Below are 26,010 nucleotides of genomic sequence, written 5' to 3' on the forward strand. Positions count from 1 at the left end.
GCCCGCAATTGCGACCCGAGACATTGAGCGCGGCTGCCGATCTCTTGCTTCGATGCCCGCGCTCCATCTTTCCCTCCGTTTTCCCTGAACCGTCAGCTCAGCGACGCGCGCAGCGCTTCCAGCCGGTCGTTCTCCTCAGCCCGTGCGGCGAGGGCCTCATCCATCGTCACCTCCACGAACCGGGTCGGTGTATGCGGCTGCATCTGGCCGATCAGGTCCATGTCGGCGGAGATCACGGTTCCGAGCATGAAGTAACCGCCGCCGGAAACCGCGTCGCGATGCAGGATGATCGGCTCGGTTCCGCCGGGAACCTGGATCGAGCCATAGGGATAACAACTGTCGACGATGTTGGACGGGTCGGAACCGGCACCAAACGGCTGCTCGCGCTCGACGAAGGAGAGTTTGCGGCCGCCGCGGAAGCGGTACCCCATGCGGTCGGCTTCCGGCGCCACCTTCCATTCGTCGGCAAAGAAGCTCTGTTTCGCCTCGTCGGAAAGACGATCCCAGTAGAGACCGGGCAGGACACGCAGCGCCACGGGTGCGGCCGGCAGGCGCCGCAACTGCGCGCCGACCGAGCGACCCTTACCGGAGGTATTGCCGGCACCAACCGGCAGTTCGTCACCCGGTGCCAGCGGCCGGCCGTTGTAGCCGCCGAGCGCGCCGATCGGGTAGGTCGAGCGACTGCCAAGCGCCAGCGGCACGTCGATGCCGCCCGCAACCGCGATATAGATACGGGCGCCGGACTTGAGAAAATCGAACGTCAGCGTCTGGCCGGCGCGAACGGGGAAAGCCGTCCACCCGGGTTGCTCGACCCCGTCGACCTTTGCCGGCATGTCCGCTCCGGTGACCGCAACCAGCGTGTCTTCGGTAAATTCGAGCTTCGGGCCGAGGAACACCGCTTCCAGCCCGGCAGCACCCTCGTCGTTTCCGACCAGCAGGTTGGCGGCCCGCATCGCATAGCGATCCATCGCTCCACCGAGTGGAATGCCGAGATGGAAGTAACCGGGACGGCCAAGGTCCTGGACGGTGGTTGCCAGACCGTGATGCAGAACCTTAATGGCCATTGAGCATGCCCTCCAGCCGGGTGTTGTAGCCAGTGATATCTTTCTGGAACTCGCGCAGGTCGAAGCTGACCTCGCGGACCGGCGGGCTGAAGCGCCCCTTGTCGACATCCTCGACTGCCTGATCATAGGCGTCCCGGTCGATCGGCTTGAACTTGACGATGTCGCCCGGACGGAAGAACACCATGAAATCGCGGAGATAGCTGGTGGTCTGCGTCGGGTCGAAGATCGGCATCGGCGTGATGCCGAACATCTGGTAGCCGCCCGCACCGCGCACCGAATAGATGCAGCCGAAGCAGCCACCATGGCCGACGGTCAGCCGCGGCGTGTCGGTGCGCGGGCGCAGATATTTCGGCACCTGGATCTGCCGCTGCCGCTCGACCATCTGGTACATGAACGGCAGGCCGGCAACGAAGCCGACCATCGACACGAACCAGGGCGAGCCGGAATGGGCGGCGACGAAATCGTCGACGTCACCGTAGCCGTTGATCCGCGTGGCATAGTCGAGGTCAGTTCCTGACGGTTCCTGGTGGCGCTCGCGAAAGCGCATCAGCGTCTCGTGCGTCCAGGGGTCGTTGTAGAAGACCGGGATTTCGACGATACGGGTGCGGATGACGGGTTCGGCCCGCTCGGCCGCGCCCTCGATCGCCCGCACTTCCCTCAGCACGTCATCGGGCTTGATCTGATCCGGGTCGAATTTAATCTGGAAGGACGCATTGGCCGGGCAGATCTCGGTGATCCCCTTGACGCAGCTCTACTTGACACCGTTGGCCATGGAGAGGCTCTTGAAGAAGGCTTCCAACGACATCTCGTCGCTGCATTCGACGAACAGGTGCTCGTCGCCTCCGAACGTGTATCGTGTCGGCATCACGCGACCTCCGCGGCACAGCCGCCATCGGCGGCAAATTCAGTTTCAAGCCATGTCTCGAGAAAGCGCGTATGGAAGGCGCCCTTGGCGATCTGCGCGTCGGCAGCCAATGCCCGATGCAACGGGATCGTGGTCGGCACGCCCTCGATCGTGAGCTGCGCCAGCGCCTGCGAAAGGCGGGCGAGGCACGCCGCTCGGTTCTCGCCCCAGACTATCAGCTTGCCGAGCAATGAATCGTAGAACGGCGGGATGACGTAGCCTTCGTAGAGCATGGTGTCGAAACGGATGCCTTCCCCCTCAGGTACGTCGAGCCTTTCGATCCTGCCTGGCGCCGGCATGAAACCGCGCCTCGGATCCTCGGCATTGATCCGGCATTCGATGGCGTGGCCGTTGACGGCGATGTCGGCCTGGCGGACAGAGAGCGGCGCGCCGGCGGCGATGCGGAACATCTCCTCGACCAGATCGATGCCGGTGATCATCTCGGTCACCGGGTGCTCCACCTGGATGCGGGTGTTGACCTCGATGAAGTAGAACTCGCGGGTCTCGTCGTCGTAGAGATATTCCACCGTTCCGGCCCCGCGGTAGCCGACGGAGCGCGCCAACGCGACGGCGCTGTCGCAGAGTTTCTGCCTGACCTCGGGCGGAAGCAGGAAGGACGGAGCCTCCTCCCAGACCTTTTGCCGGCGGCGCTGCAGCGAGCATTCGCGCTCGAAGCAATGCACGACGTTGTTGCCGTCGCCAAGGATCTGGACCTCGACATGGCGGGCGCGGGTGATCACCTTTTCCAGATAGAGCCCGCCGTCGCCGAAGGAGGCCAGCGCCTCGGCCGATGCCTGGGGAAACTGTGTCTCCAGCTCGACCGCATTGTTGACGATGCGGATGCCACGACCACCGCCGCCGGCTGCCGCCTTGATCATCACGGGAAAGCCGGTGCGCTCGGTCACTTGATGTGCATCGGCAAGGCTGGAGATACGGCCGTCGCTGCCGGGAACGGTCGGCACGCCGGCCTTCTCGGCAACGGCACGGGCGGCGACCTTGTCACCCAGAAGGCGGATCGCATCGCCTGATGGCCCGATGAAGATCAGGCCGGCGGCAACCACGGCGTCGGCGAAGTCGCCGTTCTCCGACAGGAAGCCATAGCCGGGATGAACCGCATCGACATTGGCGCGTTTGGCCGCCGCAATCACGGCCGCGATGTCGAGATAGGATTTCTTCGGCGCCGGCGGTCCGATCTCGATCGCCTCGTCGGCAAGCTTGACGGCCAGCATGTCGGCATCGGCGGCGCTATAAATCTGAACCGTGCGGATACCGAGCGCCTTGGCGGCGCGGATGATGCGGACGGCGATTTCTCCGCGATTGGCGATAAGGACCGAGCGAAGTTTCATTGTTCGACCTCGGCGATCACCTGGCCTGCCATCACAGGTTCTTCGTTGTCGACGAGAAAGCGGATGCTGCCGCCCGCGACACCGGCCTGGATCTCCTGAAAGGTCTTCATGACTTCGATCAGGCCAATGGCATCGCTGGAACAAACATCGTCGCCATCAGATTTGAAGGGCGGGACATCCGGAGCAGACGAGCGATAGAAGGTTCCTGGAAGGGGCGATCGGATTTCGTGCTTGCTCATGGTTGCCTCCGCTATGTTATCTGGTTTTGACCTGAGAGACGGGAGCGATGCGAATGCCCTCGGCACTCAGCCCCTCCCGCATGAGGCGCACGATATCGAGCGCGCCGAGCGTATCGGAATGAAAACAAATGGATTCGAACGGAACCGCGATATCGGCGCCCGTGACCGTGCGCACCCGCCCTTCCCGACAGGCGCGAACGACCTTGCGGGCGATCGCCGCGGCATCGGGCCGGCCGGCATCGCGGGTAAAGACGATCGAGCCGCTGTCGTCATAGTCGCGGTCGGCATAGAACTCGCGAATGACTGGCTGGCCGACTTCCTGAGCTGCAAGCTCCGTCGCCGATCCGGCCATGCAGAAGACAAAAGCATTGGGCGCGACCGTGCGCATGTATTGCATGAAGATCTGGGAGAGTTCGCGGTCGACGGCCATCTCCATGTAGAGCGCTCCGTGCGGCTTTACATGCTGCAGAGGGGCACCGTGCCGGCGGGCGAATTCGCGGATCGCGCCGACCTGGTAGACCATGTCGTTGACGAGCTCGCGGGCAGTGCCTGCTATCTTGCGGCGGCCGAAACCCTGCAGGTCGCGATAGCCGGGATGGGCGCCGATGCCGACGCCATGTTCGGCGGCGAGCCGGACCGTTTCATCCATCAGATTGGGATCGCCTCCATGGAAGCCGGCAGCGATATTGGCGGAGCTGATCAGCGGCATCAGTGCCGCATCGTCGGTATCGCCGATGCGCCAGCGGCCGAATGCTTCTCCCATATCGCAATTGATATCGACGACGTCGAGCAATGCCTCATCCCTCTGTTGCAGGTCGCTCTCCTGGAGATTGCTCTCCCGGCAACCCTGACCTCCAGGGAACGCTAGGGTGAAACAGAGCATTTGAAAAATTCTATTTTCACATGCCGAGTATCTGAATTTCAGAATTCGCAGTTGCAAAAAACGCCTGCGAAAATTAGCGTGTTTAGAGCGGCTTACGGTGAAATGCCTGAGGGATGACCAGACGACTGCCCAAAGACGTGGCAGACTTTCTGATTTTCCGAGCCGCTGTATAAAATAATCAGATGGGAGATGGGCTTTGTCGATCAGTCTTCGCCAGCTTCGCTATTTCGTCGCGACGGCAGAACTTGGTCAGATATCCCAGGCGGCGGTCGATCTCTCGATCTCCCAGTCCGCGGTGACCACGGCGATCAAGGAGCTGGAGCGCATCGTCGGCACCAACCTGTTCCTGCGCACGCCAAGCGGCATGGACTTGACGATGGCGGGGCGGCAGTTTCTCTCCCATGCCTACGAGATCCTGAAGAAGGTGGACGAAGCGACCCATCTGAACATCGTCAGCAGCGCCGTCGAGGGTACACTTGCGATCGCCGCCACCTATACCGTCATCGGCTACTTCCTGCCGCAGCATATCGAGCGGCTGCGACGCCTGTTTCCGAAACTCGAGCTGCAGTTGTTCGAACTCAAGCGGGAATCGATCGAGGAGGGCCTGCTCACCAACCGCTACGACATGGCGGTGCTTTTGAGCTCGAACATTCTCAACCCGGCACTGACGACCGAAAAGCTGATGAGCTCGACGCGACGGCTCTGGGTGCCGGCCCAGCATCCGCTACTTCAACGCGACAGCGTCGGTTTTCGCGAGATCGCCGAGGAGCCCTACATCATGCTGACGGTCGACGAGGCCGCGCATTCGTCGCTGAAATACTGGAGCACGTCGACCTACCAGCCGCGCGTCATCCTCAGGACCTCGTCGGTGGAGGCGGTGCGCTCGCTGGTCGCCAATGGCCAGGGCGTTGCCATACTCTCCGACATGGTCCATCGCCCCTGGTCGCTCGAGGGCCGGCGCATCGAGACGATCAACGTGCGCGATCCCGTCCCAGCGATGGATGTCGGCCTTGCCTGGCGGCGGGGAGCGGAATTCACGCCGCCGATGCAGGCGCTGCGGTCCTATTTCCAGCAGACGTTTCACATTCCGGGCGTGCGCGACGCGTCGTTTACCACGCCCTGATGCGGAAACATCCTCGGCTGGCGATCAGTTGCCGAGGGCCAGTTCCAACGCCCGGCGATGCGCAGCCGCGGCCGCCCGCTTCACCAGATCGGCCAGACTTGGCTCAGCCGTCAGGACCTCGAGCGCGGCGGCGGTCGTGCCGTTCGGGCTGGTCACCTGCTGGCGCAGCTCTGCCGGCGAAAATGCGCTGGTGCTGGCAAGAGCAGCGGCGCCATTGACCGTCTGCTTTGCCAAGGCAAGAGCGGTTTCCGGCGGCAGGCCGACGGCAATTCCCGCGTCGGTCAGACACTCGATGAAATGGAAGAGATAGGCCGGCCCTGAACCGGATATCGCCGTTGCCGCATCGACAAGCCGTTCCTCCGCCAGCCAGTGAACACTGCCGACGGCCGCCAGAAGATCGGTGACAAAACCCGTCTGATTGTCGTCGATGTGAGTGCTGCCAAAGGCTGCAATCACCCCCATGCCGATCGAGGCCGGCATATTGGGCATGGCGCGCACGATCGCGGCGTTGCCCAGGGTATTCTCGAAGGTCGAGATCGGCACGCCGGCGGCGATGCTTACAAACACCGACGTGTCCCTGAACCGGCGGTAGGCGCCAAGCATCGAGCCGACGACCTGCGGCTTGACGGCGATTATGACGGCGCGCGGCCGCAAGGCAGCCGGCAAGCCGGCCGCATCATCATAAACCGTTGCGCCACGCGCGGCGGCGCGGTGGCGAAGAGATTCCGCAGGCTCGACCACATGAATTTGGGCTGCAGGAATACCGGCCCGATCAAGCCAGCCTTCGAGCAAGGCAAAACCCATGTTGCCGCAGCCGACCAACACGATTTCCTCTGACTGTTCCATCTCGTCGCCTCTCTTCATTCGCCGTGTTCGCCCTAGACACCTCGGTCCTACTGTCGGGCCAGCCGATCCCAGCAATTGTCGAGACCGGCGGGCAGCCGGTGTTTCATGATGCGCTGGCTCGGCGTGCGCTCGAATTCGTCGACGACGGCAATGTAGCGCGGGTTCTGGTAGGGCGCGAGCCGATGGGCCAGCCATCCTGACAGATCGATCGGATCGATGGCGCTGCCGGGTTTCGGCTTGACGAAGAGCTTGATGTCCTGCTCGCCGACATCGGCGGCAACGCCGATCATGGCGCAATCCTCGACCGCTGGGTAGGCGGCGGCAACATGCTCGACCTCCCAGGCGGAGACGTTTTCGCCCTTGCATCGCACACTGTCGGTGAGCCGACCGTGGAACCAGAGATTGCCGTCGACATCGAAGGAGCCGGAATCGCCAGTATGAAGCGCACCGTTGCGAAGGGTCTTTTCCGTCGCTTCCGGATTGCGCAGATATCCCTTGAACAGTGCGCCCTCAAGCGAGGTGCGCACGACGATCTCGCCCTTGTCGCCTGCCGGCACCGGCTCGCCCTTTTCGTTGAGAATATCGACCGAGAACCAGGGCATCGGCTGCCCGACGGCGCCGACGACGCCGGTGGCGTTGCAGGTGGTGATGCTGGAGGCCTCCGTCATGCCGTAGCATTCGCGCATTTCGACACCGAAGCGTTCCTTGAACTGCGGCCAGACCTCCTTCGGGCAGCCGCCGCCCCAGGCGATGCGCACCGGATGCTTGCGGTCATCTTCGCTTTCCGGCTGCTTCAGCAGGATCTGCAGAATGCCGCCGAGATAGTGGATATGGGTGGCACCATAGGTGCGCACCTGATCCCAGAAGCGGCTGGCGCTGAACTTGTCGACCATGGCGAGCGACAGGTCCTCGATGATCGGCAGTACGATCAATTGGGCGCCACCGATATGATAGAGCGGCTCCCAGACGAAGAAGACGTCGCCCGGCCCTCCCACCGAAAGCGTGCGCACCGCCTCGCCCGCAAGCCGGATCATGCCGTGGGTCACCAGCACGCCCTTCGGTCGGCCGGTGGTGCCGGAAGTATACATGATCGCAAACAGATCGTCGGCCGCAGGCGGCTCCTCATTGAAAGCGACACCACCCGACGACAGAATTGCTTCCAGCGACGCCGGGCCAGCCTGTTCGCCTGCAAGGATTATCCCGGCAGCGGGCACAGCAGCACCGCTTTCATTGATGGTTTCGGCAAGCTCAGCGTCGCAGATGACGACGCCCGGCTCGCAATGCTCCAGGATATAGCGCAGGCCTTCGCCGCGAAGCTGGGCGTTGACCGGGACCCAGACGACACCGGCCCTGGCAAGTCCGAAGAGCACGGCCAGCGACAGGCGCGAATTGCGCATCATCACGGCGGCGCGGTCACCGGATTTCAGGCCGCGTTGGCGGAGGTCGGCGGCAAGTGCTGCCGACATCGTATCGAGGGCGGCAAAGGTGATCGGCTCGCCATTGAAACGGGCGAACACCTGTTCCGGTTTGCGGGCAGCCTTGGTCGTGAAGCTTCCGAGGAAGCCTTCGAGAGATACGGTCATGGGAGGATCTCGGATATGGTGTCAGGTGGAGCGGCGGAGTTTTTCCGCCGCCAGGAGAAGTGTTGTCACGACGATGAAGACGACGACCGAAACCGCCGCGAGCGTCGGGTTGAGCTGCAGGATCATGTCATCCCACATCTGCTTCGGCAGGGTCGTCTTGACGCCGCCGCTGACGAAGATCGCCACGGTCAGCTCGTCGAACGAGGTGATGAAGGCAAAGAGGAACGCTGCCGTCAGGCCGCTCTTGATCAGCGGCACGGTCACGAACCGCAGGGCCTGAACCCGATTTGCCCCAAGGGTTGCCGCAGCCTGGTCGAGCCGCCAGTCGTAGCTCTTCAGCACAGCGGCAATGGCGACGAAGGCAAAGGGCAGCGCCAGCACCGTGTGACCGATCACCAGGCCAAGGTCGGTGGCAACAAGTCCCATCTGGGCAAAGAGGTAGAACAGGCCGACGGCAATGACGATACGCGGCACGATCATCGGCGCCAGGAAGAAGGCGAAGATGATGCCGCGCCAGCGCGAACGCGAACGGGCAAGCGCCAGCGCCGCAAAGCCACCGATCACCGTTGCAACGATGGCGGTCGCGAAGGCGACGCCGAACGAGCGGATGGTGGCCGCGACCCAGAGGTCGGAGGTGAAATAGGTCCGGAACCATTCCAGGCCATATCCCGGCGGCGGGAACTCGAGGAACTGCGAACTGGTAAAGGCGATCGGCAGGACGACGAGCGTCGGCAGCATCAGGAAGGCGAACAGCAAGACGCTGTAGATGCCGAGCATGCGGCTTGAAACCGCCGCTCCCAACAGCCGGTGGCTGCCGGACGCAATGGCGCTGCTGATGCTCGCCACCCGATCGAGGATCGCCAGGCCAAGGGCGCGCAGGAAACCGGTTTTGCCGGCCTTGCCGTCGGACGGCTCGCCCGAAAGGCTGGAGAGCCCGAACACCCGATCGTAAACCCAGCACGTCACCAGTGCCGCCAGCAGCATCATCGCGGCAAGAGCCCCGGCGAAGGCCCAGTTCAGGATTTCCTGAACCTGGACGATGATCAATTGAGCGAGCATCGTCTGCTGACGCCCACCAAGCAGGGCCGGAACAATGAAGAACCCGAGCGAGGAGATGAAGGTCAGCAGGCCGGCAGCCGCCGCACCCGGAAGCGAAAGCGGGAAATAGACGAGCCAGAAGCCCTTCGCAGGCGTCGCGCCCAACGTTGCCGATGCTTGCGTCAGCCGGCGGTCGATGCCGGTCATGACAGGCAGCATGGTGAGGATGGCGAGCGGCACCATGGCATGAACCATGCCGATCATAACGCCGAGTTCATTGTGCAACAGCTCCAGCGGCTGGCTGAGCACACCTGATCCCAGGCCGATCTGGTTGATGATCCCGGTGCGTCCCAGCACGATGACCCAGGCAAAGCTCTTGACGAGGTAGCTCGTCCAGAAGGGCACCATCACGAGCAGGATCATCGTGCCGCGCGTCCGATCCGGCAAGCGCGACAACCAGTAGGCCAGGGGATAGCCGAGAAGCAGAGAGAAGAGCGTCGTCAGTCCGGCGATGCGGAAGGTGATCAACAGAACGCGGAAATAGACGTCGGTCTCGAAGATCCTCGCATAGTGGCTGGCGGTCATCGCGCCGGTGTCGGCGTCCTCGAGGCTGAGGCCCATCAGCCTTGCGACGGGAACGAGGAAGAAAATCAGAAGGAAGGCAAGGCCGGGCGCTGCCAGCCAAAGCGGCCCAAAGCGGAAGCGGTTGGAGCGCACAGAGCGCGGAGTGGAGACAGCCGCCGCGGTCATGGCGTCACCAACACGGCGGCTTCCGGCGCCCAGTTCAGCGTGATGTTGTCGCCTATACCAGGCAACGGCTTACCGGGAAGGACACGAACCGTGACCAGCTCACCGACAGAGATGTCGACGAGCAGTCGGGTTTCAGAGCCGGCATAGACGACCTCTGCGACGCGACCGCTGATCTCGTTTGCGCCAGTCGAGCCGAGTTCGAGATGCTCCGGCCGCACCACCAGCGCCATCTCGGCATTGTTGGAAAGGCCGGTGCCATCGATCCGGAAGCGTCCACTCGGGGTCGAAAGGTGCGCGACACCGCCCGAGCTAAGCTCGACGCGGCCGCGGAAGATGTTGGAGATGCCAATGAAATCGGCGGCAAAGGCGGTGCGTGGCCGGGCGTAGATTTCCTGCGGCGGACCGATCTGCTCGACCATGGCATGATTCATCAGGCAGATGCGGTCGGAGAGCGCCAGTGCCTCCTCCTGGTCATGCGTCACATAGATGATCGTGGCGCCGGTCTGCCGGTGCAGCCGCTTGATCTCGAACTGCATATGCTCGCGAAGCTTCTTGTCGAGCGCGCCCAGCGGCTCGTCCATCAGGATGATCGACGGCTGGTAGACGAAGCAGCGGGCAAGCGCCACGCGCTGCTGCTGCCCGCCGGAAAGTTCGCGCGGGAACCGCCCGGCCAGATGGCCGAGCTGAACCATGTCGAGTGCGCCTTTGACCTGCCTGTCGATCTCGGCAGTGATCTTGCCGCGCATCTTCAAGGGAAAGCCTATATTCTCGGCGACCGTCAGATGCGGAAACAGGGCGTAGTGCTGGAAAACGAGGCCGATGTCGCGCTTGTGTACCGGCGTTTCCGTCTCATTGCTGCCGTCGATGAACAGGCGGCCCTCCGTTGGCAGGACCAGCCCGCTGATCATCTGCAGCAAGGTGGTCTTGCCGGAGCCCGAAGGCCCGAGAAGCGTCAGGAACTCGCCGGTCTGGACCGCGACGTGCGTGGGCTTGAGAGCAACGGTGGCGCCGTAGCTCTTGGCCAATCCGTCGACGAGAAGTTTTGGGCGAGTGGCTTGTTCGGGCTTCGCGAGCATCAGATTTCCCCTTAACCCAGGATCCAGGCGTTGAAGCGCTCGGTCATTTCGGAACGGTTGGCGCTCCACCAGTCTTCCCGCGCAATGGTCATGACCTTCAGATTTGCCTCGGAGGTGGGCAGGGCGGCAGCGCGTTCTGCCGGAATATGCTCATAGGCCTTCAGGTTCGTCGGGCCGTAGGCGAGGAACTCGGTAAAGAGCGCCTGCTGCTTCGGATCGGCGCAGAACTTGACGAACTGCCGGGCGATATCGGCACGCGGCGAGCCCTTCGGAATGCCCCAGCCCTCGATCGAGTAGAGCCCCTGGTTCCAGCCGATCTTGACCGGCGCACCACCGTCGATCACCGCCTGGGCCCGGGCGTTCCACAGGGCGATCAGGTCAACTTCGCCGCTCTGGATCAACTGGCTCGACTGGGCGCCGCCTGTCCACCAGACATCGACATGCGGCTTGATCTTTTCGAGGCTGGCATAGGCGCGCTCGATGTCGAGCGGGTAGAGTTCGGCGATCGGCACGCCATCGGCCAGCAACGCCTGCTCCAGCGTATCGATCGGGTTCTTGCGCAGGGCACGCCGCCCCGGGAATTTCTCGACATTCCAGAAATCGGCCCAGGAACTCGGACCGTTGGCCGCGTCGAAGTGGTCGGTGCGATAGGCCATGATGGTGGAATAGACGTCGACGCCAAGCCATAGCTCGGTCAGGGCGTCGGGCATCAGCCCGGGAACGTCGGCTGCCGGCAGGTTGATCGGCTCGAGCAGGTCGCGCTTTTCGAGAATGTCGCGGGCGGAAAGCGTCAGCGTGCAGACGTCCCAGCTATAGGACTGGGTCTCGACCATCGCCCGGAACTGGGCGGTCGGTTCGGCGTCGCGGGCAACATTGATAACTTTGATACCGGTCGCCTGTTCGAAGGGATCGTAGAATGCCTTGCGGTAACCGGGGCTGTAGGGGCCGCCGGGATCGGCGACGGTCAGGGTTTCGGCGGCAAATGCGGACCGCGTGAAGACGGCAGGCGCGGCCAGGGCGACGCCCAGGCCTCCGCCGATTTTCAACAGGCTGCGGCGGTCAATCAGTATGCGTTTGTTGCTGGTCATTGTTCTACCCTCTTGTTTTGGATTGCGCGCCGCCTCCCATAAGCGACCTGGCCCTTGTCAGGCCTTGCTTGCCGCACGCCGTGCGAGAAACTGTTCCATCATCCGCGCCGGTTCGCCGGAGGCGTAGGCTTCGCGCTGGATGCGAGCGCCGGCTTCGAGGCAGTCGCGGAAACCAGCCTCTGTCATCTCCCTGAAGCGCTGTTTGTCAAGCCGCATGGCGACCGGCGGCTTGGCGGCGAGTTCGCGGGCAAGCGAGAGGGCTTCATCCATGACGTGTTCCTGCGGAACGATGCGGTTGATGATGCCGATGGCCTGGCATTCATCCGACTGCATCAGGCGACCGCTGAGCGTCAGGTCGATGGTGCGGGAAAGACCGATCATCTCGCGCATCATCCACGGGCCTGTGGTGCTGGCGATGCCGGAATTGATTTCCGGCTGCCCCATACGCACGCCCGGATGAGCGACGCGGAAGTCGCAGAGAAGTGCCACCTGAAACGCAGAACCGGCAGCAACGCCGTTGAGTGCCGCGATCAGCGGCTTCGACAGCGAGCGCATCGCATCATAGAGCCGTTCCCATTCGCCCACCCATTCCTGGCCACGGGCACCGTCGAATGTGCGCGTCTCGTTCAGATCCTGGCCTGCGCTGAACGCACGATCACCGGCACCGGTCAGGATAATGGCGCGGACCGTCTCGTCTTCTTCGAACGACGTGAAGGCAGCAACCAGCTGCTGGCGCATCGGGCTGTGCCAGGCATTGAGGATTTCGGGGCGGTTCAGCGTGATGACGCCGACCTCGCCACGCCGTTCTGTCAGGATGAAGCGGTCCATGATTTTCTCCGTTGCAATTAAACAACTATTGCAATGCGATAATTGTTATGTCATAGTGTGATTAGGTTTATTTTAGCTGTCAAGCACCTTTTCCGATGCTTGGCGATTCTGTTATCGATATGTGGGAAACCGCAGGGAACGGGGATACATGGCGCGCAAGGCGAACAAGGCTGCGACAGACGAAAACGAAACGCCGGGAGAAGACCGCGATCCCTTGCTGGTGCAGTCGGTCGAGAAAGCCTTCAGGGTTCTCAGAGCCTTTGACGGTCGCCGCCCGAACCTCAGCCTGTCACAGATCGCCGAGGAAACCGGGCTCGACATGAGCGCCGCCCAGCGCTTCACGCACACGCTCGCCAAGCTCGGCTATCTCGGCAAAAACGCCGATACGAAGCGCTTTGAGCTGACGGTGAAGGCGCTTGATTTCGGCTATCACTACACCCGCGCCAGCGGCTTCGTCGAAAGGGGCATGCCCTATCTTCTGCACTTGAGCAAAGCCACCGAAGAAACCGTCAACCTGACCGTGCTCGACGATACCGACATTGTTTTCGTGTCGCGCTTCATGAGCCGTCACGTGCTGAACAACGACGTCATCACTGGCACGCGGCTGCCGGCCTATTGCACGGCTCCGGGGATCGCCATCCTCTCGGGCCTGCCGGAGGAGACCGCCCATGCAATCCTCGAAAAATCGGATCTCTACCCGTTTACGCCGCACACGACATGGGACATCGATGCGCTGAAGACAAAGCTGAAACAATCGGCGACCAAGGGCTATGCCACCGCATTCGAGGAATATTTCCACGGCGACCTGTCGATCGCCGCACCGGTGCTGGATGCCAATGGCACGCCTTACGGCGCGATCAACATCGCGGTATCGCGCAGCCGCTACACGCCGGAGGAAACGGAAGAACGCTTTGCTCCGCTGGTGACCGCCGCGGCGCGCTCGATCTCGCTCGTTGGTGGCGCCCGAAGATAGCTGTTCGACCCAGGTCAATCGCTCATGCGACGCCCTGTGCCGCGTGGATGATGATATCGCCCAACCGGCGGGCGCCCGGTCCGGCACCATCAGGATCGGGATAAACCAGATACATCGCGCCCCAGCGCTCCGCCCCTTCCCTGAGCGGCAAGGGCTTGAGCTGGCCTGCGGCCAGTTCTTCGCGGATCCAGTCTTCCGGATACCAGGCAAAACCCATGCCAATGCAGGCCGCCCGTATGGATGTTGATTTGTGGCTGACGGTGAGCCGCTGTTCAGTCACATTCCAGACGCTATGGCGCACGCGTTGCAGCCCGCTGTCACGGATGACGAGGTGGCGGTGCCCTTTCAGATCCTCCATTGCCAGTTCGCGGCCGATCTGATGCAGCGGATGGAACGGGGCGGCAGCCGCGATCGCCCGATAGCGCATCAGCACCTCGCCCCTGTGGCCGGCCGGCAGGGTATCGGCGCAGATCGCAAGATCGACGGCGCCCGAGAGCAGCATTTCGTCCGTGCCGCCCATGACGGTTTCGAAAAGCTCGATCCGCGTCTCCGGGTATTCGGCTGCGAACTGGTCCAAACAGCGCAGCAAGAGCCATGTGGGAAACAGCCCCTCCACCGCAAGGCGAAGTTCCTGCTCCTGGCCCTTGGCGAGGTTTCTCGCCGCACGCTCCAGTCTTGTGGCTTCGTCGACGAGCGATTTGCCGCGCCGATAGAGCACATGGCCCTGGCGCGTCAGCAGGGCCTTGCGGCCCTCGATCTCAAAAACCGAGACGCCCAGGCGCTCCTCGATATGGTCGGTTGGCTGAAGGCGGGGCAGGTCAAAATCCGCGAAACCGTGGTCGACGGTCTCGAAAATGCTCCCTCCGCCTTCATCGACCTCTTCAGGGGTGCCAACCACGGCAAGATGCTGGTGCGTCTGGTGGCGGACGCCGCCTCGGGAGAATGGGGACCTTAGCGGCCCTCCTCGATCTCTCCACCGCCTGCTTTCCGGGCGGTGGAGAAAGTCGATTGGGTTACAGCGGTCCCGACCGATATCGTCTTCCAACACTACCCGGCACTCGCGGTCTCGATGCGGACACTTCGCCGACTTGCACTTTCCCGACTAGACAGAGCTGGAGCGCCGCTTCACATTCCCCACCGATACCGGGGCTCGATCGACACGCCCCACCGAGGCGGACACTGGTTGGGATATTGCGCATGTTTTTGAATGGTGGCGAACTGGACGAGATCACCGCGTTTCGGCGTGAACTCCATCGCAAGCCGGAGCTATCAGGCGAAGAGGTCGAGACGGCCAGAATGGTCGCACGGGCGCTGGGGTCGAGCCAACCGGACGAGATCGTCACTGACCTCGGTGGGCATGGGGTGGCGGCCGTTTATCACGGAGCGACCCATGGTCCGACCGTGATGATCCGCTCCGAACTCGATGCCTTGCCGATCGAAGAACTTTCAACTTCGCCGCACCGATCCGAGATCACCGGCAAGGGGCATCTCTGCGGACACGACGGCCACACGGCAATCCTAATGGCGCTCGCCAAAGGGCTCTCCCGGAAAAGACCGGCACGCGGGCGGGCGATCCTGCTTTTCCAACCGGCCGAAGAGAATGGTGCCGGTGCCGCCGCCGTGTTGGCGGATCCTAAATTCGAGCCGCTGAAACCGGACTTTGTGTTTTCGCTGCATAACTTTCCCGGCCTGCCGCTGGGGCACGTTGCGTTGGCCGAAGGGCCGGTCAATTGCGCCTCGCGCGGCATGAGGTTCGTGCTTTCGGGCAAGACCGCGCACGCGTCCTGCCCGGAAGATGGCGTCGCCCCGACCTCCGCCATGGCTCATCTCCTGAGTGAGTTGACTGCACTTGGCGCCGGCGGTTCGCTCGATGCCGATTTCACGCTGGTAACCGTGACCCACGCGCGCCTCGGCGAACCCGCCTTCGGCATCAGCCCCGGCCATGCCGAGATCTGGGCAACATTGCGCACGCTGACGGACGAGCGGATGGGTGAGCTGGTGAGGCGTGCCGAAGCTCTCGTCCATAAACATTCGACGGCCGGCGGGCTCACATCGTCGATCAGCTACGAAGATATCTTCCATCAGTGCAGCAACGCGCCGGCGGCCGTCGACCATTTGCGCCGCGCTCTTGGCGAGGAGCGGATCAGCCACGACGCGGGCCCGACCGCCCTGCCGATGAAGGCATCGGAAGATTTCGGCCTTTTCGGCCGCGTCGCCCCCTCAGCAATGTTCTTCCTCGGTGCAGGTGAGGACCACCCTCGCCTGCACAATCCGGACTACGACTTTCCCGATGCACTGATCGAGGTGGGCGCTCGCGCCTTCATGCGGACGATCCGCAACCTGCTAGGCTGATTGCCGACAGGGAGCAGCGAGCGGCAGGCATTCGTTGCCCCCCGGATCAAGACTGTGGTCTGGATCACCTGTAGGACTATGCCGAATAATCGGGCTGCGCTGCGATCTTTGCTGCCCGCCGTCGACCGTGGCACCGTCGTTCAAGGATCAAGAGCTGACGCCTGAGTTGACCTACAAAGATTCCATGGGGAGTGAATAGCGGCCGGCGCTCTGGCAGAGTGAGGCTGCAATAACGCACTCACCTCATAGGAGACGCCGTCATGGAAGCTGGAACTTCCCAACCGCATTCGCCGACCGCTATCCGCACTGATCTTGCCGCAATTTTCGTGTCGTTGGAACTCTCTCGCTCAACCTGGCTGATCACATCGTTGTCGCCGGGAAACGGCGAGAAGATGTCGAAGCACTCTGTGGTTGGCGGCGATGTGACGGCATTGCTGGGTCGTTTTACTCAGCTCCAGGAGAAGGTGCGATCTCGTACGGGCAATCAGGTTCCGATCGTGAGCATTCAGGAAGCCGGGCTTGACGGCTTCTGGATCGATCGTGTGCTGAAGGCGAACGAGATAGAAAGTTACGTCGTCGATCCAGCCTCGATAGCAACCTCGCGCAGGCGCCGGCGAGCGAAGACGGACAAATTGGATGGTGAGGCGCTGGTCCGAGCGCTGTTGGCCTTCAAACGCGGAGAGCCGCGGGTGTGCGCCATGGTCAATGCGCCAAGCCCCGAGGAAGAAGATCGCCGTCGCCTTTGCCGGGAGCGCAAGGTTCTGATCGCCGAGCGCGTCAAACATGTCAATCGCATTAAAGGCCTGCTCTTCGGTCAGGGCATAAGTGGTTACGAGCCGCTGCGCAAGAACCGGCGCAAGCAACTGGACGAGCTTCACACGGGTGATGGCCGTCCTTTGCCGACCCACCTCAAAACTCAAATAAGCCGTGAACTTGATCGCCTTGAATTGTTGCTAGAGCAAATTACAGCGGTGGAGAACGAGCGCGATACGCTCCTGGCGGCGCAAAAGAACAGCGTGGCGGCAACGCTGATCCCAACTGGGGCGATGTTGTGCGAAGTCAAAGGCATTGGTCTGGAATTCGCGGCTGTTCTCTGGACCGAAGGGCTGTTTCGCCATTTTGACAACCGGCGACAGGTTGCTGCGTACGCGGGGCTGGCACCGACACCCTGGCAGAGTGGAACCATCGATCACGAGCAAGGCGTCTCGAAGGCGGGCAACCCGCGCCTGCGTACCACGATGATCCAACTGTCGTGGTTGTGGTTGCGCCATCAGCCGCAATCAGCGTTGAGCCAGTGGTTTACGGCCCGCGTGCAATCCAGCGGTGGGCGCGCGAAGAAGCGCGCGATCGTGGCGCTGGCACGCAAATTGTTGGTTGCTCTATGGAAATATGTGATCGCCGGCGTTGTCATCGAGGGCGCGGTGTTAAAGACGGCCTGACAATGCACACAAGCCACATTCTCTAATCTTCCAGGAGCGATCAATCCTGGCGGATCCAGGGGGACGAACCGATCCGCGACATGGCTTCAAACGCCGCTACTAAGAATGGTCTCGTCCTCCTGAGCCTTTGCCGCAACGCAAGCGGAATGATGGTGCAGCCGCTCGGCGCGGCGACCGAATGTGAGTTTGAACCGGCAATGGAAACAGGCCCGTTCACGCGAACAGGCTCAGCCTTGGATGCCGAAAGAGCGACCGAAGGAAACATGCGATGGACCTTTAAAAGTTCTTGACCCGAAGTTCCCCATGTAAGCCGCGGTGAGCCGAACATCCGGTCAAGACCGTTTGCCGCCTGTGCAACTGCGCAACCGGTTACAATATCCCCCAACCGCGGTAACGCCCCCTGCCGGTCATTTCCTTGGCCCCAAGTTCGCGGACAAGATTGAGCGCGCCCCGCTGGGTGACGCCGACATGACGCGCCACCAGCCCGGCGGAAACGATCGGCCGAGACAGCAGAAGCTCGATCAGGCCTGGCAGGCTGCTATTTGAGCGACGGTCGCGCACGCGCATTTCCATCTGGGTCTTGGCGAGAAACAGTCGATCCAACTCCTTGAGGCCAAGTTCGCCGGTGAGGACTAGAGCCTCCAGAAACGCCCTCAGCCGAACCTCCTGATCTCTTGCACGACGCCGTTCGTGGCGAATTGTCTTCAGGCCCGTATGGAAGCTGATGAGATGCGACGTCACTTTACCACGCGCGCGCAGGTAGGCGCCAACGAGCAACCCTCCCAGCCAATGCTGCCTGCGAAGCGGCTCGATCTGCTCCCAGGCATCGAAGAGCATCGCCGCGCCAAGGCAGGCCGGCATTCGGTCCGCAGCCGCAATCAGGGATCGCCACGCCTCGAGCCGCGCGCCCTCGTCCCATTCGTCATCGAAAAGCAGCCCCAACTGTCCCTTGGGCTCTGAGGCGGACGGGCGCTCTGTCCCCCCAAATCCGCTGTCACCGACTTCATCCGCCTGTTCATCGAGCAGACGTTGCGATCGCGCGATCGCAGCATCGATCTCCGCGAACTCGAGGGAAAGCGGATTGTCGTCGTCATCGCCGTCAGCGATGACATTATCGTCATCCGCCGTCCCCGGCGGAACGCCTCGGTCCATCTCGATCGACGGTGTCTCGCCGCCGACTTGTTCGCCGCGAAGGACCGCCAGACCGGCGGACGATAGCGCCCAATCAGGGTCGGACAACCAGATCCTCCGGCGCGCACGCAAGACTGCATGCGCGATCGTCAACTCGTGTGTCGGCGCACGGGCATCCATATGCGCATCATGCAGCACCAGATCCTCGACATGGACCAATTCGCCGGCAACCCAGAGGGCACCGGCCGCATCGAAGAACTGACCACGCTCGCGAAAGCCTTCGGCGACGGGATGGCGGCCGGCACGCTCATCCAGCCGCGCCAACCGATCTTCAGCTTCGATCGTTGCGGAAAACAGCGTCTGCAGCACTAATTCCGGGATTTGGTATCGCATTACAATCACACGCTATTTCTGGCAAACGGAAGGAAAACGGACAGTTTTCTTCCGACACACATGACATGCCGTTTTAGCGGATACCGGGATGTTTGTCGTCGGGTTTCTGCGTTGACCAGTACGGAAGGCTAGAATGGCCTTCTTAGCGCTTCAAATGAGCGCAAACCGGATTCGAATCGACGAATTCGACCATCACATTGTACGCTCTTGAGGGCCATTCGCAACGCAGGAAGCCAGCATTGCCAACATAGCAGCATTTCCTTTCCATTCGGCTAACGTCTCGAAAGACGGTCGTGAAGGGATTTTGGTCATCGAAGTCGACAGGTCAGGCCGGACAGGATTGCGGACGGATAGCGGTTCGAGCTGGGGATGCCAGACGAACGCCTGCGTGTTGACAGCTGTCAACACGCGTCTATGCGACAGGTGGCCCCTGCCCTTCTCTGGGCCGAAAAGGCATTGCGCAACCTATCACGCAGGCGCTTTCTCGCTCTGGCGAAACTAACTCGCCTTAGCATCGCGATGGGCATGGCGCCCACGCAGCAGCTTGCGTTCGTTCATGCTGCCGAATGTGTAGGAGCGATACTTTCCGACAAAACGGCCCGTCACGCGTTGACAGCTGTCAACATCGGCCCCGCCAGAGGGTAACAACAAACTCAGGCCAACGACCAATCACATCTATCGACGGTTTATAAGGCAACCCTCCGGCATGTCCGGAGCCTCAATGCATTAGAACTTTGCCGGATCGCGTTTCGCCCCGTCACACCCCGAGCGCGTGGGGAAAATCACCCAATGCAATGCCTGACAGAATAATGCTCGTCTGAAGGTGCGGTTGGGCAGCTTCATGCCTGCACGGCCTCAGGACGCGGTTGAGGTTGTGACCGCTTGCGGGTGTAGACACCTTGCAGCCTCAGCGTTTGTGCCATCTTTCTGCCGGGGAGGACAGGAGCCGGTGGGGCAGACCTTGATCAGAAGTCCGCGAACTGGACGACCCTCTCGTCGATAGAGGTTAAGTGTACGGATCTGCAGCGGGCTGGTGGTTGTGGTATTTTCCATTCGAATGGCCTGACGTGAAACCGTTGACAGCTGTCAACTCACCAAGGGGCCGATCTAACGTTGCCCGTCGCAAGCCGGTACTCAGCGCCGCGCACGCTGCAATTTGGCAGGGATCGGGATCAGCTGCTGCGAGGTGTTGGACCCGGCAAACTCGATCTCAACATCCTGCACAGGTCGGCCACCAGTCCGCCTCATTGGACATTGATTGCCGAATGAGGCGCACAACTAGCCGCAGTTGACAGCTGTCAACGTCCGTCGAAACAGCCGCGTTGTTCTAGCTCAGCTGGCTAGCGCCATACTGCCGGGATTGGCACGCAACAACGCCATGACCATCGGCCCAACCACGAACTCCTGTCGCATAGATCGCCGCGTCAGGTCCCGCAGGTAACCACCGGCAGACGCGATGTGCGGCGAGCGCTGGAGGATACATGCGAGCACCGTCGCGGCCGCTTCTGGGCCGAGCACCCGGCACGCTTCATCATGCGCTCCCTGACTGACATTGAGCATGGAACGGACCACAGCGGCAGCCACCATCAGATCACGCCAGGACTGCACCTTCCCGCCAGGACCATAGTCGACGATATCAGGGCAGGCTTTCAGCACGGTTGATAGCGGGAAGGTTTGCGGAGGTCGATGCGTTTTACCCCGGGTTACCTCCGGTGTTTCGGTCTGGGAGGCCGCGTCTGTTGCAATTGCCGTCCGATTGCTTGCCTGCACAACGGCCATGCTGTCGGACGTTTGGCGTGAGTTCGAAAACGTCACAGCTTCACTTCCAAAGCCCGGTTCAGATTCAGTAGAAGAGTCTGGATGTGAACTCTGTATGTGGCAGCCATTTTGGCTATCATTGGTGTCCGAATTTTCAAGATTTACCAGTTTTTCCAATTGGTTGAGCACTTCCGCGCGCAACGCGTCCAGTTGCTTGAGAACAGGCTCGATTTCAGCGAGGCCAGGTTTCCGCGGAAGGGTGTCGACGGCGAGAAGATAACGGCTTTGAAGGTCGTCCCAGTTGGAAGTTTGGTCGGTTTCGCGCAACACGTCTATGAGCTTGGTCAGATCGCGACGGCAAAGGCTGAGACGCTCACGGGCAAGCTGCGCCTCCTGTCGGGCCAGAGCGACTGCGGCTGCGGCCGTTTGCAATTCATGGGCGCGTGCAAGCAGCGGTGACAGATCGAACCCGAAGGCGTCGCCGATGGCGCCCTTTGTATCTCTACGGGCGTAACGCTTGCCATTTGGGCTATCCTTGCGAAGGATAAGGCCGGCCTCCACCAATGTTGCCAGGTGGCGACGCAGTGTGGTGCCTGGCATGCCATGGGTGCGCAGGGCCAATTGGTTGTTTGATGGAAACACCACCAACCCCTTGCCTGACGTCAGCTCGACCTTAGGGTAGAAGCTGAGCAGCGCATTGAGTACGGCCAAAGCACGGTCGGACACGCCGACGACAGCCTTGGCTTCACAGACGGTCCGAAACAGTTTCCATTTATCGATCGGCTGCTGCGAATCGATTTCGCTCGCGATGACTTGGCTTGCGAACATGCCAAGCGTCATCGCGCGCCGCCCAAAGGGCGTCGTCACATTTCCACGCTCCATCTCTCTTCACCTTTTCAAAGGCAAAAGAAGTCCGTTCGCCGAAACGACGTTAAAAACGCTTGACAGTGATTCGCGGAAATGGGATTCTCTAGTTGCTACACGAGAGAAGGGTTTCCGCTGCGCTAGTCGTTCGGAAGCCTTTTTCTTTTGCTCTGTTAGTCTCCTGTTTCCTCTTGATATTCGAGGTACAGAGATTTGAGCCTCTGCCTCACGAAATCTGCAAAACCGGGCGCGACCTTCTTGTTGAAGGAAAGCGTCGTTTCGCTGTTTGTTTCTCGAATGCGCACCGGGCGCGTATCATCTGGCGCCACCCAAGGAACTGCCTGGCTCCGGGCCTTCACAGTGCTCAGGAAGGAAAACAGCGTCTCAAACCGTTGATCGCTCTCCCTTGCCAGGAATTCAGTGCGCCCTAAGAACGCGTTGGTCTTGATGAGCGCATCGTCGTTCTCAACAAGCTCTGCAAGCTCCGCCCAGCGCCGCCGTCCGATGGCCGGCGCGGCACCGATTGCCTCGATCACATCGATGGGTAGCCGGCGCACGATCGCAATCATCTTCGACAGGGCCGCCTTGTCGACGCCAAGCGATGACATGATGACGTCACGCGAGAATTCGCGGTCTTCGAGACGGGTGGCGAACAGCGACCGCTCGATGAAGGACAAGTCCGTCCGAGCGTTGTTTTCCTGCCCTTGCGAAATCACCAGCTGTTCGTCGCTGAGGTCGCGGACGACAGCTCTGACCTTGCTGCCAAGCTCACGCGTGGCGGCAAGACGACGATGGCCGTAAGCGACCTGATAACGCCCGTCCTCGTTGGGATGCGGGCGCACGAGGATCGGCACCTGTTGTCCGTGATCCCGGATCTGTTCGAGCAGCGAGCGTTCGACATCGGCCGCGACGCCGAGGCGATCGACGACGAAGGAAACGTCAACCAGATCCGGGTCGAGCTCTATCACCGCCAGGCCTTCTGCAAGCTGGCGTTCAAGTTCTTGAGCTCGCTCCACCTTCTGCGTGATGTTCGACAGAGACCGGGTGATGCCGCCGATCGGGCCGCGTGGTCGCTGGCCGGGATCGAGGCCGATGATCGGCCGTCCGGCCAGCGGACGATTATCCTCGCCATCTGCAGCATGACTGTCTGAAACACCGATCAGGTTCTTGCGGGCCATGGGTTACTTCCTTCCCCACACCTTGCGCAGGAGGTCCTCGATCTCGCCATTGACGAGCGTCAGGGAATCCATCGCGCGGTCATAGGTGCCGCGGACAAACTGCGAGCGTTCCACCTCGTAGAGTGTTTGCTTGGTCACGCCGGCGTCGGATACGGCCGTCGATTTGACCATGGCGTTGTGCAGCATGCGGTTGCCGAAAATGGAGCGCATGAAACCGGTCATCTGGCTTTGCGGACCGTCATTGGGCTCAAACCGGGTGACGAGGTAGCGCATCCAGTCATAGCTGGTCCGGCCGCCGGCGTTCTCGACGACGCGCATCAATTCGCTGGTCATCGAGAGAAACTGGGACATGGACATGACATCGAGCATCTGCGGGTGCACGGTGATCAGCACCGATGTCGCCGCGCACAGCGCCGACATGGTGAGAAAGCCAAGCTGCGGCGGGCAATCGATGATGACGATGTCGTAAAAGCTCTCGATATCGGCCAGCACGTCGCCGATACGCGCAAAGAACATGGTTTCCGCCGAACCGCTGGTCATGGCCTTCGGCGTTTCGTGCTCGAATTCCATCAGTTCGAGGTTGCCGGGGATCAAATGCAGATTGGGCAAATGGGTGGAACGGACAATCTCTGCGATCGGGCGAGGGTTCTCATAGCGAATGGCGCCATAGATCGTTTCCGCCTCGCCAACGTCCAGTTCCGGCTGGTGACCGAACAGGGCCGAAAGTGAAGCCTGCGGATCAAGATCGATCGCCAGCGTGCGATAACCGCGAAGTGCGAGGTATTGCGCAAGATGCGCCGAGGTCGTCGTCTTCGCCGATCCGCCCTTGAAGTTCATGACCGAGATGACCTGCAGCCGCTCGTCGCCGCGGCGATGCGGAATGTATTTTCCCGACTTGCCACCTTCGTCGAGAACACGTCGAATGCGCTCGATATCCGAGATCGCATACATGCGGCGTCCATTCGGCAACGGCTCGGGCCCATGGCCCTCCGAGGCGATCTGGCGCAGGTAGCCTTCGGCGATCCCGATAAAGGCGGCCGCCTCGGCCGGACTGAAAAGTCGCAACGTCTTTTGCGCTTGCGGCGGGAAGATTTTCTTCTGATGCTGCTGGAGTTGGTGCGCAAGTTCCATGGCATCGGCAGCCAGGAGCGTTGGCAAATGCTCCTGTACATCGAGGCCGTGGATTTTCTGCTGCAACATCGAGTTCTCCAAAAACTGCGCAAATATTGTCATATCGAGGCAATATGCGCAGATGCACTATGATCCGATTCGGCCTGAATGTACAAATGGATAGCCGAATGGCCGTGTTGCCGGTTCAAGCAACGGAGGGCGCGCAATGGGCCAGTTGTCCGCGGACAACTCGTGCGACGGCCGACCAGGTTGTTAACATGTCGGCCCGATTCCAACCAGCAACTACAGCTCCCCGCGAACGGCGCGCGCACCTGTTTTGCAGCCGAGGGGGAGAAGAACGCTGCCTTGATGCTCCATCGCAAACTGTGGCTATTAAATATGGATTTAGTCGACTATTGACAGCGAGTTGAATTGTGGCAAGATCGTGGTGCGATGACGATGATGTCAGGTGGACTGGAAGGGATGCAGCATGTTCTATCTCGGCGGGATGACACTTGGTTACCTCGAGCCGCCAGCGCCGAAGGCCGTCGTGCAGTCGGTAAAGCCGCGCATTGAATTGACGCCACACGAACCGGCTGACGATCGTGAGCGCGAGCGCGATCAGGAATGGGCCCGCGCCTTCCTGACGCCCTGGCATCTGTTTTATTGATACGACCCTGGTTGCCCAAAATGTGCGGTGGCCAATGCAGCCGTCGCACAGGGTCCGGCCCGAACGCCGCTTTGCCGCTGGACCTTCTTTTGATTGCGTCTCCTCGTTGCGAAACAGGGAGCTTATGACGCGCCCAAAATGATTGGCCGTCAACGTTGACAGCTGTCAACCGCCCGCGCTCTTCTTGTCGAAGAGCGATATTGAGCCAACTCGGCGGCAACGGATGAACGCTCGACTTCAGAATAATGTTGAGCTCGGAAATAAATCCATAAATTACAATAAGTTAGTATGGTGGGGGCCGGCGCCGGAATGGGCGAGCCGCGGGGCAGTTATCGCCCAGCTTGGGGTGGACGCCGCCGAAGTGAGGCTGATCTCGGCAAGCGTCATTGGTGCTGCCGTTAGCTGTGTCGCGAGGATTTGCGTCCGCGGTTGGAAGTGCGTGCGCCGCTTACATAAGCTGCAGCCACCCGTCGCGTAACCCGAGGGCCGAGGAAGCTTTGGCGAAAAAGCGGGAAAGGGCGAGGGGAGGGCTGTCGCGGCGCCGGGAAATGTTTAAGCTTGCCGGCAATAGCAAACCATTGAGGGTGCCGACATTCCGAGCGATCAGCCAGCCGACGAAGTGGGCAACCAGCCCCAGTCGCTTTCGTTGCACCAGAGAATCCTCGGGGATGTGGAAGGTTACATTCTTTCCGGCGCGTGGCCACCTGGACATCGCATCCCGTTCGAGCATGAATTGACCGAGCAATATGGCTGTTCGCGCATGACCGTGAACAAGGCGCTGACCGAACTGGTCAAACGCGGACTGATCGAGCGGCGGCGCAAGTCGGGGAGCTACGTCACTTTCCCGCATGTGCAGTCGGCGGTGATGGAAATCCACGATGTGAAACTGGAGGTTCAGTCCCTTGGACTGGATTACAGTTTTCAGCTGGATGAACGCAGCATCCGCAAGGCCGAGGGCAGCGATGCCGGTCGGCTCGACCTGCCGCCGTCTGCAAGACTGCTCGAAGTGAGTTGCCGGCATTTCGCCGGCGGTCGCCCCTTCTGTTTCGAGGAGCGGCTTATCAGCCTGGCGGCTGTTCCCGAAGCCGAGACAGAGCTTTTCGAGACGTCAGCGCCCGGTTCCTGGCTGCTCGGAAAGGTGCCGTGGAGTACGGCCGAACATCGCATCCGGGCCGTGGCGGCAGGACGCAACGCGGCGCAGGCGCTCGACATTTCGACAGGCGCCGCTTGTCTCGTCATCGAGCGGCGCACCTGGAGCGGTCGCGCCCCGGTCACCCATGTGCGATTGACTTATCCGGGTGATCGACATGAATTGGTGGCGCAATTTGCGCCGAGCCCGCTCGGTTAGATCGAGCGCCGCACGGTTGCCGCGAC

General features: G+C 61.5%; 22 protein-coding genes and 1 pseudogene. 6 read left to right on the top strand and 17 right to left on the bottom strand.

Annotation, left to right across the window (positions count from 1 at the left end; translation table 11 throughout):
* Positions 1 to 92: 92 nt before the first annotated feature.
* From J3R84_RS20190 to J3R84_RS20210, 5 genes and pseudogenes are all read right to left on the bottom strand, one after another.
* A complete protein-coding gene (locus J3R84_RS20190; RefSeq protein ID WP_025429654.1) occupies positions 93 to 1,064 on the bottom strand; it encodes a 5-oxoprolinase subunit C family protein in 972 nt (323 codons plus the stop codon).
* Positions 1,054 to 1,929: pseudogene (locus J3R84_RS20195) on the bottom strand (5-oxoprolinase subunit B family protein). Before J3R84_RS20195 ends, J3R84_RS20190 begins: the two are co-directional and overlap by 11 nt.
* Positions 1,929 to 3,314 carry an acetyl-CoA carboxylase biotin carboxylase subunit gene (locus J3R84_RS20200; protein WP_057205845.1) on the bottom strand — a complete coding sequence of 462 codons (1,386 nt, stop codon included), beginning with the start codon at positions 3,312 to 3,314 and terminating at the stop codon, positions 1,929 to 1,931. The pseudogene J3R84_RS20195 and the gene J3R84_RS20200 overlap by 1 nt, the downstream one beginning before the upstream one ends.
* Positions 3,311 to 3,553, bottom strand: a complete 243-nt coding sequence (locus J3R84_RS20205; protein ID WP_025429651.1) for an acetyl-CoA carboxylase — start codon at positions 3,551 to 3,553, stop codon at positions 3,311 to 3,313. The genes J3R84_RS20200 and J3R84_RS20205 overlap by 4 nt, the downstream gene beginning before the upstream one ends.
* A gap of 16 nt (positions 3,554 to 3,569) precedes the next feature.
* Complete coding sequence (locus J3R84_RS20210; protein ID WP_057205841.1) at positions 3,570 to 4,346, bottom strand: 5-oxoprolinase subunit PxpA; 777 nt, start codon at positions 4,344 to 4,346, stop codon at positions 3,570 to 3,572.
* Positions 4,347 to 4,632: 286 nt separating this feature from the next.
* Here J3R84_RS20210 and J3R84_RS20215 point away from each other — a divergent pair, with 286 nt between their 5' ends.
* Positions 4,633 to 5,559, top strand: coding sequence for a LysR family transcriptional regulator (locus J3R84_RS20215; RefSeq protein WP_025429649.1), 927 nt, complete (start codon positions 4,633 to 4,635; stop codon positions 5,557 to 5,559).
* Positions 5,560 to 5,583: 24 nt separating this feature from the next.
* Here the strand turns inward: J3R84_RS20215 and proC are convergent, their stop codons facing one another.
* The 6 genes from proC to J3R84_RS20245 are packed head-to-tail and all read right to left on the bottom strand — an operon-like array spanning position 5,584 to position 12,768.
* A complete protein-coding gene (proC, locus tag J3R84_RS20220; protein WP_203528664.1) occupies positions 5,584 to 6,405 on the bottom strand; it encodes a pyrroline-5-carboxylate reductase in 822 nt (273 codons plus the stop codon).
* A 47-nt stretch (positions 6,406 to 6,452) separates the two neighbouring features.
* Positions 6,453 to 7,988 (bottom strand): AMP-binding protein, encoded by a 1,536-nt coding sequence (locus J3R84_RS20225; RefSeq protein WP_025429647.1) that lies wholly within the window; start codon positions 7,986 to 7,988, stop codon positions 6,453 to 6,455.
* A 21-nt stretch (positions 7,989 to 8,009) separates the two neighbouring features.
* Entirely contained in the window at positions 8,010 to 9,776 is a 1,767-nt protein-coding gene (locus J3R84_RS20230) for an ABC transporter permease subunit (protein WP_057205839.1), read from the bottom strand.
* Positions 9,773 to 10,852 (bottom strand): ABC transporter ATP-binding protein, encoded by a 1,080-nt coding sequence (locus J3R84_RS20235; RefSeq protein ID WP_203528662.1) that lies wholly within the window; start codon positions 10,850 to 10,852, stop codon positions 9,773 to 9,775. The genes J3R84_RS20230 and J3R84_RS20235 overlap by 4 nt, the downstream gene beginning before the upstream one ends.
* Before the next feature lie 11 nt (positions 10,853 to 10,863).
* Positions 10,864 to 11,940 carry a polyamine ABC transporter substrate-binding protein gene (locus J3R84_RS20240; RefSeq protein ID WP_025429644.1) on the bottom strand — a complete coding sequence of 359 codons (1,077 nt, stop codon included), beginning with the start codon at positions 11,938 to 11,940 and terminating at the stop codon, positions 10,864 to 10,866.
* Between the two features lie 57 nt (positions 11,941 to 11,997).
* Positions 11,998 to 12,768 carry an enoyl-CoA hydratase/isomerase family protein gene (locus J3R84_RS20245; protein WP_025429643.1) on the bottom strand — a complete coding sequence of 257 codons (771 nt, stop codon included), beginning with the start codon at positions 12,766 to 12,768 and terminating at the stop codon, positions 11,998 to 12,000.
* Positions 12,769 to 12,916: 148 nt separating this feature from the next.
* On the opposite strand from J3R84_RS20245, the gene J3R84_RS20250 reads away from it, so the two are divergent.
* The gene (locus J3R84_RS20250; RefSeq protein WP_025429642.1) at positions 12,917 to 13,741 is read left to right on the top strand and encodes an IclR family transcriptional regulator; all 825 of its coding nucleotides are present in this window, start codon (positions 12,917 to 12,919) and stop codon (positions 13,739 to 13,741) included.
* 22 nt (positions 13,742 to 13,763) lie between these two features.
* Here J3R84_RS20250 and J3R84_RS20255 read toward each other — a convergent pair whose 3' ends face one another.
* Positions 13,764 to 14,639, bottom strand: a complete 876-nt coding sequence (locus tag J3R84_RS20255; protein ID WP_084815180.1) for a LysR family transcriptional regulator — start codon at positions 14,637 to 14,639, stop codon at positions 13,764 to 13,766.
* 299 nt (positions 14,640 to 14,938) lie between these two features.
* On the opposite strand from J3R84_RS20255, the gene J3R84_RS20260 reads away from it, so the two are divergent.
* Together J3R84_RS20260 and J3R84_RS20265 are read left to right on the top strand one after the other, a co-directional pair.
* On the top strand, positions 14,939 to 16,093 hold the full coding sequence (locus J3R84_RS20260; protein ID WP_025429640.1) for an amidohydrolase: 1,155 nt from the start codon (positions 14,939 to 14,941) through the stop codon (positions 16,091 to 16,093).
* 260 nt (positions 16,094 to 16,353) lie between these two features.
* The gene (locus J3R84_RS20265; RefSeq protein WP_207932864.1) at positions 16,354 to 17,532 is read left to right on the top strand and encodes an IS110 family RNA-guided transposase; all 1,179 of its coding nucleotides are present in this window, start codon (positions 16,354 to 16,356) and stop codon (positions 17,530 to 17,532) included.
* A 369-nt stretch (positions 17,533 to 17,901) separates the two neighbouring features.
* On the opposite strand, the gene J3R84_RS20270 is transcribed toward J3R84_RS20265, so the two are convergent.
* The 4 genes from J3R84_RS20270 to repA all read right to left on the bottom strand — a co-directional run bounded on the left by J3R84_RS20270 (position 17,902) and on the right by repA (position 24,056).
* Positions 17,902 to 19,056, bottom strand: coding sequence for an RHE_PE00001 family protein (locus tag J3R84_RS20270; protein ID WP_025429638.1), 1,155 nt, complete (start codon positions 19,054 to 19,056; stop codon positions 17,902 to 17,904).
* A gap of 1,332 nt (positions 19,057 to 20,388) precedes the next feature.
* Positions 20,389 to 21,696, bottom strand: coding sequence for a plasmid replication protein RepC (gene repC / locus J3R84_RS20275; RefSeq protein ID WP_113569730.1), 1,308 nt, complete (start codon positions 21,694 to 21,696; stop codon positions 20,389 to 20,391).
* A 155-nt stretch (positions 21,697 to 21,851) separates the two neighbouring features.
* Complete coding sequence (gene repB / locus J3R84_RS20280) at positions 21,852 to 22,856, bottom strand: plasmid partitioning protein RepB (protein ID WP_203529789.1); 1,005 nt, start codon at positions 22,854 to 22,856, stop codon at positions 21,852 to 21,854.
* 3 nt (positions 22,857 to 22,859) lie between these two features.
* Positions 22,860 to 24,056: a plasmid partitioning protein RepA gene (repA, locus tag J3R84_RS20285; RefSeq protein ID WP_025429634.1), complete on the bottom strand. Its 1,197-nt coding sequence runs from the start codon at positions 24,054 to 24,056 to the stop codon at positions 22,860 to 22,862.
* A gap of 400 nt (positions 24,057 to 24,456) precedes the next feature.
* Here repA and J3R84_RS20290 point away from each other — a divergent pair, with 400 nt between their 5' ends.
* Positions 24,457 to 24,636, top strand: coding sequence for a hypothetical protein (locus J3R84_RS20290; protein WP_025429633.1), 180 nt, complete (start codon positions 24,457 to 24,459; stop codon positions 24,634 to 24,636).
* A gap of 448 nt (positions 24,637 to 25,084) precedes the next feature.
* Here the strand turns inward: J3R84_RS20290 and J3R84_RS20295 are convergent, their stop codons facing one another.
* Complete coding sequence (locus J3R84_RS20295; protein WP_025429632.1) at positions 25,085 to 25,366, bottom strand: hypothetical protein; 282 nt, start codon at positions 25,364 to 25,366, stop codon at positions 25,085 to 25,087.
* On the opposite strand from J3R84_RS20295, the gene hutC reads away from it, so the two are divergent.
* On the top strand, positions 25,256 to 25,984 hold the full coding sequence (gene hutC / locus J3R84_RS20300; RefSeq protein ID WP_113569726.1) for a histidine utilization transcriptional repressor HutC: 729 nt from the start codon (positions 25,256 to 25,258) through the stop codon (positions 25,982 to 25,984). The two genes, J3R84_RS20295 and hutC, sit on opposite strands and share 111 nt — an antisense overlap.
* Positions 25,985 to 26,010: the final 26 nt, after the last annotated feature.

This window comes from Ensifer canadensis (assembly GCF_017488845.2).
Classification (GTDB): domain Bacteria; phylum Pseudomonadota; class Alphaproteobacteria; order Rhizobiales; family Rhizobiaceae; genus Ensifer; species Ensifer canadensis.

Excerpts from the sequence above, each read along its gene's own strand:
- J3R84_RS20190 (WP_025429654.1), bottom strand. The coding sequence starts at position 1,064 with ATGGCCATTAAGGTTCTGCATCACGGTCTGGCAACCACCGTCCAGGAC.
- J3R84_RS20200 (WP_057205845.1), bottom strand. The coding sequence starts at position 3,314 with ATGAAACTTCGCTCGGTCCTTATCGCCAATCGCGGAGAAATCGCCGTC.
- J3R84_RS20205 (WP_025429651.1), bottom strand. The coding sequence starts at position 3,553 with ATGAGCAAGCACGAAATCCGATCGCCCCTTCCAGGAACCTTCTATCGC.
- proC (WP_203528664.1), bottom strand. The coding sequence starts at position 6,405 with ATGGAACAGTCAGAGGAAATCGTGTTGGTCGGCTGCGGCAACATGGGT.
- J3R84_RS20225 (WP_025429647.1), bottom strand. The coding sequence starts at position 7,988 with ATGACCGTATCTCTCGAAGGCTTCCTCGGAAGCTTCACGACCAAGGCT.
- J3R84_RS20230 (WP_057205839.1), bottom strand. The coding sequence starts at position 9,776 with ATGACCGCGGCGGCTGTCTCCACTCCGCGCTCTGTGCGCTCCAACCGC.
- J3R84_RS20235 (WP_203528662.1), bottom strand. The coding sequence starts at position 10,852 with ATGCTCGCGAAGCCCGAACAAGCCACTCGCCCAAAACTTCTCGTCGAC.
- J3R84_RS20240 (WP_025429644.1), bottom strand. The coding sequence starts at position 11,940 with ATGACCAGCAACAAACGCATACTGATTGACCGCCGCAGCCTGTTGAAA.
- J3R84_RS20245 (WP_025429643.1), bottom strand. The coding sequence starts at position 12,768 with ATGGACCGCTTCATCCTGACAGAACGGCGTGGCGAGGTCGGCGTCATC.
- J3R84_RS20250 (WP_025429642.1), top strand. The coding sequence starts at position 12,917 with ATGGCGCGCAAGGCGAACAAGGCTGCGACAGACGAAAACGAAACGCCG.
- J3R84_RS20260 (WP_025429640.1), top strand. The coding sequence starts at position 14,939 with ATGTTTTTGAATGGTGGCGAACTGGACGAGATCACCGCGTTTCGGCGT.
- J3R84_RS20265 (WP_207932864.1), top strand. The coding sequence starts at position 16,354 with ATGGAAGCTGGAACTTCCCAACCGCATTCGCCGACCGCTATCCGCACT.
- J3R84_RS20270 (WP_025429638.1), bottom strand. The coding sequence starts at position 19,056 with ATGCGATACCAAATCCCGGAATTAGTGCTGCAGACGCTGTTTTCCGCA.
- repC (WP_113569730.1), bottom strand. The coding sequence starts at position 21,696 with ATGGAGCGTGGAAATGTGACGACGCCCTTTGGGCGGCGCGCGATGACG.
- repB (WP_203529789.1), bottom strand. The coding sequence starts at position 22,856 with ATGGCCCGCAAGAACCTGATCGGTGTTTCAGACAGTCATGCTGCAGAT.
- repA (WP_025429634.1), bottom strand. The coding sequence starts at position 24,056 with ATGTTGCAGCAGAAAATCCACGGCCTCGATGTACAGGAGCATTTGCCA.
- J3R84_RS20290 (WP_025429633.1), top strand. The coding sequence starts at position 24,457 with ATGTTCTATCTCGGCGGGATGACACTTGGTTACCTCGAGCCGCCAGCG.
- J3R84_RS20295 (WP_025429632.1), bottom strand. The coding sequence starts at position 25,366 with ATGCTCGAACGGGATGCGATGTCCAGGTGGCCACGCGCCGGAAAGAAT.